This window comes from Hafnia sp. (assembly GCF_036648275.1).
GTDB lineage: Bacteria > Pseudomonadota > Gammaproteobacteria > Enterobacterales > Enterobacteriaceae > Hafnia > Hafnia alvei.
The window spans coordinates 1-15096 of record NZ_JAVXIQ010000005.1 but is presented as its reverse complement, the minus strand read 5'-3'; the positions used below and the strand labels follow the sequence as shown (position 1 = coordinate 15096).

Annotated in this window: 16 protein-coding genes; 9 read left to right on the top strand and 7 right to left on the bottom strand. The window is 49.0% G+C overall.

The annotated features are described in order from the left end of the window. Positions 1–144: 144 nt before the first annotated feature. Positions 145–489, bottom strand: coding sequence for a DsrE family protein (locus tag RSC70_RS06455; protein ID WP_227741599.1), 345 nt, complete (start codon positions 487–489; stop codon positions 145–147). Between the two features lie 179 nt (positions 490–668). On the opposite strand from RSC70_RS06455, the gene RSC70_RS06450 reads away from it, so the two are divergent. The 4 genes from RSC70_RS06450 (at position 669) to RSC70_RS06435 (ending at position 4378) form a co-directional block, all read left to right on the top strand. Further along, positions 669–1043, top strand: coding sequence for a MysB family protein (locus RSC70_RS06450; RefSeq protein WP_040045784.1), 375 nt, complete (start codon positions 669–671; stop codon positions 1041–1043). Positions 1044–1243: 200 nt separating this feature from the next. Next, positions 1244–2935 carry a sensor histidine kinase gene (locus tag RSC70_RS06445; protein WP_040045783.1) on the top strand — a complete coding sequence of 564 codons (1692 nt, stop codon included), beginning with the start codon at positions 1244–1246 and terminating at the stop codon, positions 2933–2935. Then, on the top strand, positions 2932–3666 hold the full coding sequence (locus RSC70_RS06440; RefSeq protein WP_282806800.1) for a LytR/AlgR family response regulator transcription factor: 735 nt from the start codon (positions 2932–2934) through the stop codon (positions 3664–3666). Before RSC70_RS06445 ends, RSC70_RS06440 begins: the two co-directional genes overlap by 4 nt. A gap of 247 nt (positions 3667–3913) precedes the next feature. Then, complete coding sequence (locus tag RSC70_RS06435; protein WP_332542069.1) at positions 3914–4378, top strand: HdeA/HdeB family chaperone; 465 nt, start codon at positions 3914–3916, stop codon at positions 4376–4378. 87 nt (positions 4379–4465) lie between these two features. Here RSC70_RS06435 and glk read toward each other — a convergent pair whose 3' ends face one another. From glk to RSC70_RS06420, 3 genes are all read right to left on the bottom strand, one after another. Next, entirely contained in the window at positions 4466–5431 is a 966-nt protein-coding gene (gene glk / locus RSC70_RS06430) for a glucokinase (protein ID WP_040045781.1), read from the bottom strand. A 164-nt stretch (positions 5432–5595) separates the two neighbouring features. Then, positions 5596–6300, bottom strand: a complete 705-nt coding sequence (locus RSC70_RS06425; protein ID WP_130934144.1) for an aspartate/glutamate racemase family protein — start codon at positions 6298–6300, stop codon at positions 5596–5598. A gap of 72 nt (positions 6301–6372) precedes the next feature. After that, positions 6373–6825 (bottom strand): multidrug/biocide efflux PACE transporter, encoded by a 453-nt coding sequence (locus RSC70_RS06420; protein WP_063585585.1) that lies wholly within the window; start codon positions 6823–6825, stop codon positions 6373–6375. Positions 6826–6932: 107 nt separating this feature from the next. Here RSC70_RS06420 and RSC70_RS06415 point away from each other — a divergent pair, with 107 nt between their 5' ends. Continuing rightward, positions 6933–7802 (top strand): LysR family transcriptional regulator, encoded by an 870-nt coding sequence (locus tag RSC70_RS06415; RefSeq protein ID WP_063585586.1) that lies wholly within the window; start codon positions 6933–6935, stop codon positions 7800–7802. Positions 7803–7817: 15 nt separating this feature from the next. On the opposite strand, the gene RSC70_RS06410 is transcribed toward RSC70_RS06415, so the two are convergent. Next, complete coding sequence (locus RSC70_RS06410) at positions 7818–9491, bottom strand: alpha-keto acid decarboxylase family protein (RefSeq protein ID WP_332542068.1); 1674 nt, start codon at positions 9489–9491, stop codon at positions 7818–7820. A 222-nt stretch (positions 9492–9713) separates the two neighbouring features. Here RSC70_RS06410 and mgrA point away from each other — a divergent pair, with 222 nt between their 5' ends. Beyond that, entirely contained in the window at positions 9714–10703 is a 990-nt protein-coding gene (gene mgrA / locus RSC70_RS06405) for an L-glyceraldehyde 3-phosphate reductase (RefSeq protein ID WP_332542067.1), read from the top strand. Here the strand turns inward: mgrA and RSC70_RS06400 are convergent. Beyond that, a complete protein-coding gene (locus RSC70_RS06400; protein ID WP_282806988.1) occupies positions 10700–11242 on the bottom strand; it encodes a sugar O-acetyltransferase in 543 nt (180 codons plus the stop codon). The genes mgrA and RSC70_RS06400 overlap by 4 nt on opposite strands. A 218-nt stretch (positions 11243–11460) precedes the next feature. Here RSC70_RS06400 and RSC70_RS06395 point away from each other — a divergent pair, with 218 nt between their 5' ends. Further along, positions 11461–11877 (top strand): DUF2502 domain-containing protein, encoded by a 417-nt coding sequence (locus tag RSC70_RS06395; protein WP_080764369.1) that lies wholly within the window; start codon positions 11461–11463, stop codon positions 11875–11877. 77 nt (positions 11878–11954) lie between these two features. Here the strand turns inward: RSC70_RS06395 and RSC70_RS06390 are convergent, their stop codons facing one another. After that, on the bottom strand, positions 11955–13190 hold the full coding sequence (locus RSC70_RS06390) for an Nramp family divalent metal transporter (protein WP_130934148.1): 1236 nt from the start codon (positions 13188–13190) through the stop codon (positions 11955–11957). 417 nt (positions 13191–13607) lie between these two features. On the opposite strand from RSC70_RS06390, the gene RSC70_RS06385 reads away from it, so the two are divergent. Both RSC70_RS06385 and RSC70_RS06380 read left to right on the top strand, forming a co-directional pair. Further along, positions 13608–14810, top strand: coding sequence for a NupC/NupG family nucleoside CNT transporter (locus tag RSC70_RS06385; protein WP_025800785.1), 1203 nt, complete (start codon positions 13608–13610; stop codon positions 14808–14810). Positions 14811–14829: 19 nt separating this feature from the next. Then, positions 14830–15096 (top strand): hypothetical protein (locus RSC70_RS06380; RefSeq protein WP_332542066.1); only part of this gene is annotated, 267 nt, incomplete at its 3' end.

The following is a 15096-nucleotide window of genomic DNA, read 5'->3' as shown; positions in this document are numbered from 1 at the left end:
TTAATAGAAAAAAGCTGCTTTTTTATCCATTGTTCCGATTGACCAATTCATTAATAAGGAAAGTAAAAGCGATAACATCACAATTGTTTAAGTGGGATTGCGTTTAGCGGGCCACTGAATATAGCCACCGAATTGAAGTGCCCGCTAAGGTTTGATGTAAAAATAACCCTCTTGCTGGTGTTCAACCAGTGCCAATATGCCCGCAGGAACAGAGTTCACGCCCATCAATAGCCGATCCAGCGTAATGCTATTCGCCCGCATGGCATTCTCACAGGCCAGCAAAATGACGTTATCCTGCTGCAATGTCTCCCAGTTTGGTGATTCGTCACTGTCGGCAATCAACGTGCTGATGGCTGAACCGGTAAACACAATATGAATATCAGTATATTTGCCGTTGCGTGCTTTCAATAGATTAGTGGCGCTGTTAAACGCGGGAATGCAGTGCGTTGATTCTGAAACATGGAATACAACTTTCATTTTAGTCATCATTTTTCTACCAAAGAGGCTTGAACCATAGCAGTAGGAGCAGTCAAAGTCATGATTGAGCACATATGTTGCCAAGATTGCGCACAAAAAAACTTTGTCGTTTTCTTGCACCTTTGCAGAAATTATCAACAATTGATATTTGAACTCAAACTTCATAACCACAACCAATAGCGAGAAACATCATGGACATGTATCTGACCTTAGATGAAGCTATAGAGGCCGCCAGAGAAGCCTATTTAGCCGATCATGAAAACAGCGATGACGCCTCACAGGTCGCCCAATTCAATCTGCAAAAATATGTCATGCAGGACGGGGAAATCATGTGGCTCGCGGAATTCCACGCTACCGAAGATGAAGGTGGTGATGGCGTACCGCTATTTAGCGGTGAAGCAGCTCAGGCAATTTTTGATAATGACTATGATGAGGTAGAAATTCGCGAAGAGTGGATCACTGAGAATACGCTCTACGAATGGGATGAAGACGACTTCCAGTACGAACCGCCATTAGATACTGAAGAAGGCGAAGCCGCCTCAGACGAGTGGGAAGAACAAAATTAGTTGCGCTTCCTCATGCTATCGCAGAGCTCATCTGCGATAGATTGATTGTCGTCTAGATACAACGCCCTCCCCTTCCCTCATTACGGTAATCTGCGCCATCGCTCTGGTTGATTATCATCATGGAGGCTTTATGGCTATAATCGCCGTACATCAACACACTGAATTATTCGGTTTATAATATTTTGCAAGAAAACTTCAATATGCTGCTGGCGGTGTTTGAACGCGCCGCTCTGATGCTGATCTGCATCTTTTTTCTGACACGCATTCGCCTGTTCCGCCAACTGCTGCAAAAAGAGCAACATACACGGGTTGAGCTGGCCGCCGTCACCGCGATTTTTACCACCTTCGCCCTGTTTAGTACCTATAACGGTATCAGCGTTGAAGGCGCATTAATCAACGTGCGTATTATTGCGGTTATTTCCGGCGGGATACTTTTTGGCCCCTGGGTGGGGATCACAACCGGCGTTATCGCGGGCGTGCATCGCTACTTAATCGATATGGATGGCGTAACCGCGATCCCATGCTTAATCAGCAGCATCATCGCCGGGATTATTTCAGCGTGGATCCATCAACGGATTGCGAAAGAAAAGCGCTGGAGCGCGGGTATCTTAGCGGGCATGTTGTGCGAAAGCCTGACGATGGTGTTGATTATCGTCTTTATCGATTCAAAACCGCTGGGGATTGATATCGTTGAGCACATCGGTTTACCGATGATCCTCGGCGCTGGCTGCATCGGTTTGATCGTGCTGTTGGTACAAAGCGTTGAAGATGAAAAAGAGGTTATCGCCGCACGTCAGGCGAAACTGGCTCTCGATATCGCCAACAAAACGCTGCCTTACTTCCGCAATATCAACAGTGAATCACTGATGACTATTTGCCGGATCATCCGCGAAGATATCAACGCCGATGCGGTGGCCATCACCAATACCGAAAATATCCTCGCCTACGTGGGCGTGGGCGAAGATCAATACAATATCGGCGAAGAGCTGATTAGCGATGTAACCCGCCAAACGATTCAGCGCGGTGACATCACGATCAATAACAACGATGAAGCCCACCGCACGCCGCAGATCCATTCACAAATTATCATCCCGCTACGTGAAAAAGGTGAAGTCACCGGTACACTAAAAATCTATTACTGCCACGCGCACAAAATCACCTATTCATTGAAGGTCATGGCCGTCGGCCTATCGCAGATTATCTCAACGCAAATCGAAGTTTCTCGCATTGAACAGCTGCGCGAAATGGCAGACAAAGCCGAGCTCCGCGCGCTGCAAAGCAAAATTAACCCTCATTTTCTCTTTAATGCGCTTAACGCGATTTCTTCTTCTATTCGCACTAATCCTGATACCGCTCGCCAGCTGATCATTAATTTAGCCAGCTACCTGCGCTTTAATCTGGAGCTCAACGATGAGCACATCGACATCAAGCGCGAGCTGCACCAAATCCAAGACTATGTGGCGATTGAAAAAGCGCGTTTTGGCAGTAAGTTGACGGTTATTTTTGACATCGACGACGTCGATTTAACTATTCCTAGCCTGCTGATTCAACCGTTAGTTGAAAACGCTATTGTGCACGGAATACAGCCGTGTCGCGGCAAAGGCGTGGTAGCAATTGCGGTTAAAAAGAAAGATAACCGGATAAGAATCTCTATCAAAGACACCGGTAACGGGATCAGTCAGGAAACCATTGACCGGGTGACGCACGGCGATATGCCAAATAATAAAATTGGTCTGCTCAATGTACATCAACGCGTCAAACTGCTGTATGGCGATGGTCTGCATATCCGCCGCCTTGAACCCGGCACCGAGATCTATTTTTACATTACCCCAAGCGTTCCTACGCACAACGAACTCACGGTGCGAGAACCCAAGGAGGTTAATACGCTATGAAAGCGATCATTGTAGAAGACGAGTTTTTAGCGCAGGAAGAGTTAAGCTATCTGATCCGAACCCACAGCAAAATTCAGATTGTGGGCACCTTCGAGGATGGTCTTGATGTGCTGAAATACCTACAGCACAACGAAGTGGACGCTATTTTTCTCGACATCAATATCCCTTCGTTGGACGGTGTGCTGCTGGCACAAAATCTCAGCAAATTTGCGCGTAAGCCGCAGATTGTTTTTATCACCGCTTACAAAGAACATGCGGTAGAAGCCTTTGAGCTAGAGGCCTTTGATTACATTCTTAAGCCCTATCACGAGTCACGCATCATCACCATGCTGCAAAAACTAGAGGCCAGCCACCAGCGCGAGCAGGAGTTAACCAACAACAACACCGTAGCGCGGCCGGCTCCCAAAACGATTAACCTGATAAAAGACGAACGCATCATCGTCACCGAGTGCAACGATATTTATTATGCAGCGGCGGATGAAAAGGTCACCCGAGTTTATACCCGCCGCGAAGAATTTGTGATGCCAATGAACATTACTGAATTCTGTAACCGATTGCCTGAAGAGAAGTTTTTCCGCTGCCATCGTTCGTACTGCGTTAATCTATCTAAAATCCGAGAGATCGTACCGTGGTTTAATAACACCTATGTATTGCGCCTCACCGATCTTGAGTTTGAAGTCCCCGTAAGCCGTGGAAAAGTAAAAGCATTCCGCCAACTTATGCGGCTATAGTATCGAATAAATTCAAATCTATATTTAGCCAACCGCCTTCATAATGGATCTCATCGCGAGATCCATTTCGATCAATCCCATGCTAAAAGCGCTAATCAACGCATAGCAAACAGACCAAAAAACTATATTTATAGAGCTAATATCTAAATCCAACATTTTAAAAAGTGCTATATACTATTTGTGTTACAAAACAACTTCCGCTCGTTATGACAGATATCAACGGAAATGGCACTTTTATGATGTATTTATGAGCGGTTTGCTCTGTTGGATCGAAGAGAGAATAGCGATGATGAATTACAAAACCTTTTCAATAGCGCTTTTAACCACACTTCTGGCGACCACCTGCACCTACGCAGCCTCGGTTCAAAACAGTGATTCACAAAGCAATAATGCGCAGAACAACGCAGTCTTAACGTTAGACGCTCCGACCGCAACAACCAACGCCACCGGTTCAAAACCCAAAGAATCTAAAACTACCCCCATTCACATGTCCTGTGAAGATTTTTTGGCGCTTGATACACAGGCACAAACACCGGTTGTATTTTGGGTAAGCAATTTAGATACCCACTATAAAGGCGGTGATTACGTTGATGAGCAGCAGGTCGACGAGTTTGTAACGCCGATGGTGATTGAAGAATGCAATAAAGCACCAGCGACCAAACTGATTGATTTAAAGAGTAAAATGGAGCAATACGTCAAAAAACATTTCTAATTTATTTTGCTGATGCTCACAAAAAAGCCTGCTCAGTGTCCTGCGCAGGCTTTTTACTTTTATTTTCAGCGGGCATCGAGAATCTAACTAGATTTTCATGCCTAACTCTTGGCGCAAATGCGCGCCCGCGCCCAGTAATCCAGGGAAGTCGTGTACGATAAGATAAACAGGAATATCATGCACATACTCCTTAAAGCGCCCTTTATCTTCAAACGCCGCACGAAAGCCCGATGCCTTAAAGAATTCAAGAAAACGAGGCACAATGCCCCCCGCGATATACACGCCGCCGAAGGTTGCCATATTTAGCGCCAAGTTGCCGCCAAAGCGCCCCATTATCACGCAAAACAGCGAGAGTGCGCGGCGGCAATCGGTGCAGGAGTCAGCCAGTGCCCGCTCGGTAACGTCTTTAGGCGCCAGGTTTTCCGGCAAACGGTTATCCGATTTCACAATGGCGTGATAAAGGTTAACCAGCCCTGGGCCGGATAAAATACGCTCGGCAGAAACGTGCCCAAGTTCTGGACGCAACACTTCAAGGATCAGATCTTCTTCTTCACTGTTGGCGGCAAAATCAACGTGCCCACCTTCGCCCGGTAGGCTGATCCAGCGATCGGCGGCATGAATAAGATGCGCTACGCCTAGCCCCGTCCCTGCGCCGTAGATAGCAATCGGCTTATCCTTCAACGGTGCTTTACCGCCAAACTGCATCAGATGCTCAGGCTTAAGCATCGGAACAGCCATGGAGACCGCAGTGAAGTCGTTAATGACTTCCAGCTTCTCCAGCGCCAGATTTTTTTTCATCTCAGCAATAGAGAACGCCCACGTGTGGTTGGTCATCGCCACCCAGTCTTCTGTCACGGGGCAGGCGATGGCAATACAGGCTTCTTTGACGGAAACGTTATGCTCTTGCAGATAGGTACGAATCGTGGCTTCTAAACTGTCAAACTCCAGCCCTGAATAGGTTTTTGCCTGCGAGATTTCACCGTTCTCCAGCGAGCAAAGAGCCAATCGCGCGTTCGTGCCCCCTACGTCCCCGACCAGTGCGTGCGTTGTCATACTGCCTTCTCCCAAAAAATGCTGTCTGAACCACCGAAAAAAATCTGATCGCATCTAAACACAGCCGTATCACCCCCACAACGGCCACTCCGCACTACGGCGCGCAATAGTGAAACCGATCACAAAAATCGTTTCAGCAAAGAGGGGCTAAACCCTTTTTTACACTAAACGCTTTCGTTGCCTAACGCCCAATGCGCAGCGTATTCAGCATGAATTTGCGCCGTATCAAACAGCGGAACGTCAGCATCGGTTTGGTCTACCAGCAATGCAATCTCAGTGCATCCCAGAATAATGCCCTGCGCGCCTTGCTCAGCTAACCGCTGCATAATCTCGCGGTATTGTTGGCGTGATTCAGGACGGATTTGGCCTAAGCACAGTTCCTGATAAATAATGCGGTGGATAATTTCGCGGTCGGATTCGTTGGGAACGATGACCTCAATGCCAAAGGTGTCGGTGAGTCGGCCACGGTAGAAATCTTGCTCCATCGTGAAACGCGTACCCAACAGGCCAATGCGCGTTAAGCCTTTAGCCTGAATGCGTGCCGCAGTGGCGTCGGCAATATGCAGCAGCGGCAAACCGCTACGTGCTTGGATCTGCTCAGCCACTTTGTGCATGGTGTTGGTGCACACCACAATACCTTCTGCGCCAGCAGCCTGTAGACGCTGCGCGGCATCTGCCAAAAGCTCACCGGCCTGCTGCCATTCGCCCTGCATCTGTAGGTGTTCGACTTCGGCAAAATCGACGCTGTATAAAACCAGCCGAGCGGAATGTAGTCCACCCAGCTGGTTTTTTACGGTCTCGTTGATAATTCGATAGTACGGAACCGTAGATTCCCAACTCATTCCGCCGAGTAAGCCTAACGTTTTCATGCTGTTGCTCCTGTTAACCCGCTATTATCTCTACGGGTTAACATAACGCAGGCGGGCAGAATGAGTACAGCATTAGCGTAAGGTTGACGCCATATTGCGAGCCGCACGACGTGCAACAATGCGCTCACGCAGCGTGTCATACACCCAGTTGTAGACCATGGTGTATGGCAAGAAGAACAGGATGATGCCCAATTCCAGCATAAACGCCTGTAGCATCGAGATGCCTAACACATACGCGGCAATATTCACGCCGATCACGATAAACCCGCACTCAAAGCCAAGCGCGTGGAGAATACGGACTTTTACATTACGCACCACGCGGCTAACCGGCCATAAACGATCGAATATCGCGTTGTAGATGATATTCCAGATCATCGCAGCAGTAGCCAGAATAATTGTCAGGCCGCCCATCTCCCATACTGAGCGCTGCATCAAATACGCGCCAACGGGCGCACAGATAAGAGTCGCAATGGCCTCAAAAGTGACGGCGTGGAACACGCGTTCCATCAAAGATTTACGTTGCATACGGAATAAAACCTCAAATTAATGCTCTGAGTTATGTCAGAGAAGGTGATTATCCTCGGGTTTATCGCTATATTAAAATTAGGTTCCATCGATAAAATAGATACTTTATGCGTTACTCTCCCGAAGCACTCAATGCCTTTGTCGAAACCGTTTCGGCCGGATCATTCTCCGCCGCCGCACGCCGTTTGCATAAAAGTCAGTCCACAGTCAGCACCGCGATTGCCAATTTAGAAGATGATTTGGGCGTGACGCTGTTCGATCGTTCGGCTCGCCATCCGGTTCTTACCGAACAGGGGCAGCGTGTTTTGATTCACGTGAAGGAAATTTTGGCTGCCAGCGAGCGCCTAGACCAGTTAGCCGTGCGTTTGATGGATAACGTTGAGCCGCGCCTGACGTTTGTACTTTCCGACACCTTCCACCCCAGCGCGTTAGAAGCATTGCTACAGCAATTCGACCAGCGCTACCCCGATACGGAATTTGAATGTCTGATTGGCGAAGATGAAGACGTTATCGATCTGCTGCAAAAAAACCGCGCCCACATTGGACTGATCGAAGCGCGCAAGCATTATCCGCCGGATATCGGCGTAGCGCGGTTAAGCAAGCAGACTCAAATGGCAATTTATACCGCCCCGTCACATCCGCTCGCGCTACGCGAACGCATTCGACCAGAAGAACTCAACGCCGTGCGCGAACTACGTTTAAGTACCTATCTCGAGCGCGATCAAACCCAAATGCATGGCTTGATTTGGTCTGCACCTAACTATTTGCTGTTGCTTAGCATGGCAGTTCAAGGATTTGGTTGGAGCGTACTACCGTGCGCGTTGGTGGAGGAATTTTGCCATCAACAAGAATTGGTGCCGCTGTCAGTGCCCGGCTGGCCAAAATCTATTTCTGTCGACGTGGTGTGGTCAAAAAACTCCCCGCCGGGGCCGGCAGGGAGCTGGATTAAAGATTATTTGCTGGATATGCCCGCTTGAGACTGATTTAGCCAATTACTGATGTGATGCATTACGCTCGGCAATCGCTTTGCTCAGCGTCGCCAGATATTCCGGTACATCCATTTTTGGCAGCATAACTTCAATAAGCGTCAGCGCTCTTGGTGCTTTGCTCGCATCTAAGGCTTTTTGCAGAGATTGCACGCTGTCTGCATGATAGGTGACCGCATTGCCGTTCACCGAAAGTGCAGCCGGAATTTGAGTCCAATTCCATGCGGCAATATCGTTGTAGACCTCTTCGGGGCCATGGATCGCTCGCTCTACGGTATAGCCATCGTTGTTGACTAAAATAATCACCGGTTTTAGCCCATGACGTAGCAGCGTACCCAATTCTTGAATCGTAAGCTGAGCCGAACCATCGCCGATCAGCAGGACGACGCGGCGCTGTGGCTGCGCCAGTTGGGCACCCAGTACCGCGGGCAGCGTATAGCCAATCGAGCCCCAGAGTGGCTGAACGATAAAGCTCGCGTCTTTGGGCAAACGCAGCGTCGCAGAGCCAAAACTCGAAGTCCCCTGATCGGCAATCACGATATCACCAGCGCGTAAAAATCGCTGGACCTGCTGCCAAAACGTATGTTGATCAAGTTGATTGCCGTGCCCTTCAGGCAAACTATCTCGCTGGGCATCGGGGGATTGCCACTCCACGCAAAGCTCGCGTGCCAGATCAATTAATGCGGCCAATGCGTCATTCATCGGTAATTGGCTAAACACGCGCCCTGCCACGCTGGCTGAAAATGGCTGAATATCGATGGTTTTATTCAACGCGAGCTGATGGGTGAAACCCGCCGTCACGCTATCGGTTAACCTCACACCCACGCTTATTAATGCATCCGCATTTTCAATCGCGGCCTTCACGCAGGGTTGGCTAGCGCCTCCGGCATAGGTGCCAACAAAGTTTGGCTGACTTTCGTCGAGAACACCTTTCCCCATGAGCAGCGTTGCGCTGGCAACGCCGGGTAAATCAGCCAACTGCTGAACGGCCTGTTTTTGACCAAACCGGTCGGCCAAAAAATCGGCCAATAATGCCACCTTACGCACCGGCATAAGCAGCTCACGCGCTGCCTGAACAAATTCATTTAGCCCAGTAATCTCATCTTGCCGCGCGGCGAAGGGATAGAGTTCGGTTCGAATCGGTTCATCACACACATCGCTTGGCAATAAGAGGTAACCTGGCCGACGGTGATAGAGCACATCGCTGAGAACACGATCGATTTCAACCGCCGCATTTTCTGGCGTCAATACGGCCTGCGAGCAGGTCACTTCAGTCGCCATGCGGTAGAAATGACCATAATCGCCATCACCTAACGTGTGGTGAAGCAACTCCCCTTTCTGCTGAGAACGCCTATTTGGAGCCCCTACAATATGAATGACCGGTAAATATTCAGCATAGCTGCCTGCGGTGCCGTTAATCGCACTCAACTCCCCCACCCCGAACGTGGTCACCAGCGCAGCTGCGGGCGCACAGCGAGCATATCCATCAGCGGCATAGGCGGCGTTGAGTTCGTTGGCGCATCCCACCCATTCAAGATCGGCGTGAGCCGTAACAAAATCGAGAAAACGCAGATTGTAGTCTCCGGGAACGCCGAACACGTGCTGAATACCCGCCTGTGAAAGTCGGTCAAGGAGGTAGTCGGATACGCTATACACCGTGCTATTTGAAGTCTTGCTCATTGCGATGCTCCCAATGGACATTTCAGAGCAGTAAGCGCTGAAAAAACGAGAAGTTAGTTCACGTTTAAAAGTATAGGGGGCTCTTTTTGATGGCGTTGAAACCGGCTCAGGCGCATGATGGAAAGCTAGATTTACGCAGTGAACACGCATGCCACCGATTAGCTTCAGGAGGCGTACTGCGTGTTTGTCGTCTTTTTTCATGTCATCGTGTAAGGAAGATCAATGAGTTATCTGGCAAATCCCGAACGCTATCAATCGATGGAATACCGACGTTGCGGTAACAGCGGTTTACAGCTACCGGCTATCTCGCTGGGGTTGTGGCATAACTTTGGTGATACCACCCTTTTCGACAACAGCCGCAATATGCTGCTGCGCGCTTTCGATTTAGGCATCACTCATTTTGATCTCGCGAACAACTATGGCCCCCCTCCCGGCTCGGCAGAAACCAATTTTGGCCGTGTTCTACAACACGATCTCCAGTCCTATCGCGATGAAATGGTGATTTCAAGCAAGGCGGGATACACCATGTGGGAAGGGCCTTACGGTGACTGGGGCAGCAAAAAATATTTAGTGGCTAGCCTTAACCAAAGCCTGAAACGCATGGGACTCGACTATGTGGATGTTTTCTATCACCACCGCCCTGATCCCAATACTCCGCTCGAAGAAACCATGGGCGCTCTCGACCTCATCGTGCGTCAGGGTAAAGCCCTGTACGTTGGGCTATCTAACTATCCCGCTGAAACGGCTCGCCAAGCAATTGAGATCCTGCGCGATCTCGGAACGCCTTGCTTGATCCATCAACCTAAATATTCAATGTTTGAACGTTGGGTTGAAGGCGGTTTGTTGGACGTCTTGCAAGAAGAAGGGGTTGGTTCGATTGCATTTTCCCCACTGGCGGGAGGCCTGCTGACAGATCGATATCTGCATGGAATACCAGAAGATTCACGCGCAGCACACAGCCAGTTCTTAAAGCCAGAAGCCATTACTGAACAGAAGCTGGCGAAAATTAAACAGCTTAATGAGATGGCGCTGGCGCGAGGGCAAAAACTGTCGCAAATGGCGCTGGCCTGGGTGTTACGAGGCGATCGCGTGACATCGGTACTGATTGGCGCAAGCCGTATCAGCCAAATCGAAGATGCCGTTGGCATGCTAGAAAACCGACATTTTAGCGCCGAAGAGCTCAGCGCTATCGAAAAAATTCTGGCCAGTTAATCTTCATCAACCGAACGCAGTACACGACATGGATTTCCCGCTGCAACAACGCGCGGCGGGATATCTTTCGTTACCACGCTGCCGGCACCAATCACCGAACCGTCACCGATGGTGACGCCCGGACACACAATCACCCCGCCGCCAATCCACACTTTGTTGCCAATCGTAATCGGCTTACCAAACTCAATGCCTGAGATTCGCTGTTCAGGATGGGTAGGATGTGCCGCGGTATATAGCTGCACATGGGGGGCGAACATCACGTCATCGCCGATAGTTACAGGCGCGATGTCCAAAATGGTCAGATCCGTATTGGCGTAAAATCGCTGCCCAATTTTAATGTTGTAGCCGTAGTCGCAAAAGAACGGCCCGGTGATCTCAGCCTGCTTATCCACATTCGGCAACAGCGCTTCCAGCAGCTCTTTGCGCGTCTGCTGCTGCGACGGCAAGGTATGGTTAAACTGGAAACATAAATCAATCGCGCGTAGTCGATCGGCCACTAACTCAGGATCTGACGAGTAGTAGTTTTCACCCTCAATCATCTTCTGTTTTTCACTTTTGCTCACGTCTACTGCTCCTTAACTTGGCGAGGCCGCCAGAATAATCTCAAACGTCGCGATTAACAGCGGATTACCCCATTTCTCCACATTGTCATCACATTCACAATGCTAATATCAGCTCACATAAAGGAATGACGGCGTTATGTGTTGTTCATTGAAGATGATGCCAACCAACGTCCTTCCCCGTAAAGGAGAAAAACATGAATCCGCGTATAGCTGCAGTTATTTTCGCTTTTTGTAGCCTGATGCCTCTGGGCGTAGCACAGGCCACGTCAGCTGATATCGATTTACTTCCCGGCGTGAGCTTGCACCTTGGCGATCGCGATCAGCGAGGAAATTACTGGGATGGTTATGACTGGCGTGATCAAAACTGGTGGCGCAATCATCAAGGCCGTTGGGTCGGTGACCGCAGTCCTCGCGGCTATTACTGGGATGGTGGCCGCTGGCGTGACCACAACTGGTGGCAGAAAAACTACTATTCACGCGGCGGGAAGTATTACCGCTATGACCATAAAAACAAATATAAGCACCATGACCGCGGCAACCATTATGGTCACTATAAAAAACACGATCGCCATGACCACCACGATCGTGATGACCGACATGACCATCGCTAATGACTGAATAAAAAAAGCAGGTTCACAAAAATGAACCTGCTTTTCTATTAATTTTCCAAAAACAAATTATCTAATCGCTAAAACAGCATGCTCGCCAACAGGTAAAAGTTTAATCCGACGACTACCACAACAATAACTTTACCCAGCGCCTGAACGGTACGTCCGTTCACCATGTCGCCCATCAGTTCTTTATCACCGGTGAAACGCAGCAACGGCACCAGTGCCAGAGCGATACCAAAGCTCAGCAGCACCTGACTTAACAATAGGATACGGGTTGCATCCAGCCCTGCCATAATCACGATGAAAGAAGGCAGCATGGTCACCACTCGGCGCACCCAGAGCGGAATGTAAAAGCGAACAAAACCTTGCATAACCACCTGACCAGCCAAGGTTCCCACCACGGTAGAAGACAATCCGGCGGCAACTAGACTCAAACCAAAAATGGTAGCTGCGGCGTTACCTAGCAGCGGTTTTAGCGTTAAATAAGCTTGGTCCAGCTCCGCAATTCCACTGTGGCCGCTAAAATGAAACGCGGCCGCTGCGGTTGCCATCATCGCAAGGTTAACAAAACCGGCGATAGTCATCGCAATAGCAACGTCGAGTTTAGTGGACGAGTAACGTTCGGCCTTGGTCCCCAACGATGCAGAAGTTTGCGTCAGTGACGAGTGCAGATAAATCACATGCGGCATGATCGTTGCGCCTAGCACACCGGCAGCTAAAAATACCGCTTCGTGAGTGGGTAAATCAGGAACCAACATTCCATGCGCGAGCTGAGCAACGCTTGGCTGAGAAAACACCAGCTCCACGATGTAGGCCGCAGCAACGAAAAGAAGCAGACCACCGATAACTAGCTCAAGTGGTTTCTGCCCACGGCGTTGTAGCGTCAGGATCAGGAAAGTCGCAATGCCGGTTAAAACCGCCCCTTCCAACAACGTACAGCCCAGCAATAATTTGAAGCCAATAGCGGCCCCAATAAATTCAGCCAAGTCGGTCGCCATGGCAATGATTTCAGCCTGCACCCAATAAGCCCAAACCGCCGGACGTGGAAAGCGATCGCGAATATGTTCCGCTAGGTTTTTACCGGTAGCAATGCCAAGTTTTGCGGAAAGGAGTTGGATAAGCATGGCCATGAAGTTGGCCCATACAACGACCCACAGCAGCTTGTAGCCGTAAGACGCACCGGCCTGAATATTAGTCGCAAAGTTACCAGGATCGATATAGCCGATAGCGGCGATAAAGGCGGGTCCCATCAGCGAAAGTTTTATCTTCCGCGACGCAGGAGGAGTTGTTTCTGCAACACGTGAATCAAGCATACCAGCCACCTTAACACCTATAGTCACACTAATGATTTGTGACCTAAACTTCGTGATTAACTCCATTATTGTATAAGTGATAATGATTATCAATATCAACTTAAACGATACTGCCTATCCGTTCGATAGGCCGTTTGCTTGTGGAGTCTGACAAGGCGCTTTCAGCTCTTAAACACGCTACCACTATCGCTGCTGGCATTTCTTCCCAATAAGCGAACTATGGTGTTTAATAATAATATCACAACTTTTCAAACTTTCATCAACATGGTCCTTGGGGGTTTTTTGTTACTTTTCTAACTTTTTTCTTGATTTACGTTATAACAATTTCAATATTTGCAACCTAAGTCTCGTTTTTACCTGTGCCGTTACATAGAATGTGCTGCGAAATTTAGCCTGCCTCATAATTTGGAGCACTGTATGTCCCCTATTTTGCATTTTGTTTTAGCCCTTGCGGTGGTAGCGGTACTTGCCCTGCTCGTTAGCCGCGATCGCAAAAGCATTCGCGTGCGCTTCATTGTTCAGTTGTTAGTCGTTGAAATCCTGCTGGCTTACTTCTTCCTGAACTCCAACATTGGTTTGGGCTTCGTGAAGGGTTTCTCTGGATTCTTCGAAACGCTGCTCAAATATGCGGCAGAAGGTACCAACTTCGTCTTCGGTAACATGAGTGACAAAGGTCTGGCCTTCTTCTTCCTGAACGTACTGTGCCCAATCGTCTTTATCTCTGCTCTGATTGGTATTCTTCAGCACATCCGCGTATTGCCGGTTATCATCCGCGCAATTGGTACCGTGCTGTCTAAAATCAACGGCATGGGTAAGCTGGAATCTTTCAACGCCGTGAGCTCGCTGATTCTGGGTCAGTCTGAGAACTTCATTGCGTACAAAGATGTTCTGGGAAAAATGTCTGAAAAACGTATGTACACCATGGCAGCAACGGCGATGTCTACCGTTTCTATGTCCATCGTTGGTGCATACATGACCATGCTGGATGCCAAGTTTGTGGTAGCCGCATTGGTGTTAAACATGTTCAGTACCTTTATCGTACTGTCCCTGATTAACCCTTATTCTGTGGAAGGTGAGGCTGACATTCAGCTGAAAAACACCCACGAAGGTCAGAGCTTCTTTGAAATGCTGGGCGAATATATTCTGGCTGGTTTCAAAGTTGCGATTATCGTTTCCGCTATGCTGATTGGTTTCATCGCGCTGATTGCTGCGCTGAACGGCCTGACCGAATGGGTCTTCGCGCTATTCCACGTTGACGGCATGACTTTCCAGAGACTGCTGGGCTATGTCTTCTATCCATTTGCATGGGTAATGGGCGTACCAAGTCACGAAGCGCTGAACGTTGGCAGCATCATGGCAACCAAGCTGGTTTCTAACGAATTCGTTGCCATGATTGACCTGCAGAAAATTGCGACCGAACTGTCTCCTCGTTCACTGGGCATTCTGTCTGTGTTCTTGGTTTCATTCGCTAACTTCTCTTCTATCGGTATCGTTGCCGGTGCTATCAAAGGCCTGAACGAACACCAAGGAAACGTGGTTGCTCGCTTCGGTCTGAAACTGGTTTACGGTTCTACGCTGGTAAGTATTTTGTCTGCGTCAATTGCAGGTCTGTTCCTGTAATACGCTAGATAAATTCTGATTGGCTAAAAGGCGCTTAGGCGCCTTTTTTATTGCCTGTCACCCAATGACATCTCTTTTTACAGAAAAGTCCGTAGCGGTGCTTACAGGACTATTAGGCAGGGTGTTTATTGAATCAATAGCGAAAGCGTTGAAATCAGAGAGCGGAAAGAGAAAAGAATTTCAGAACGAAATGCAGAAAAGCAAAAAGCCGACATCTCTGTCGGCTTTTCAAATTTTGGTGGAGCTAAGCGGGATCGAACCGCTGACCTCTTGCATGCCATGCAAG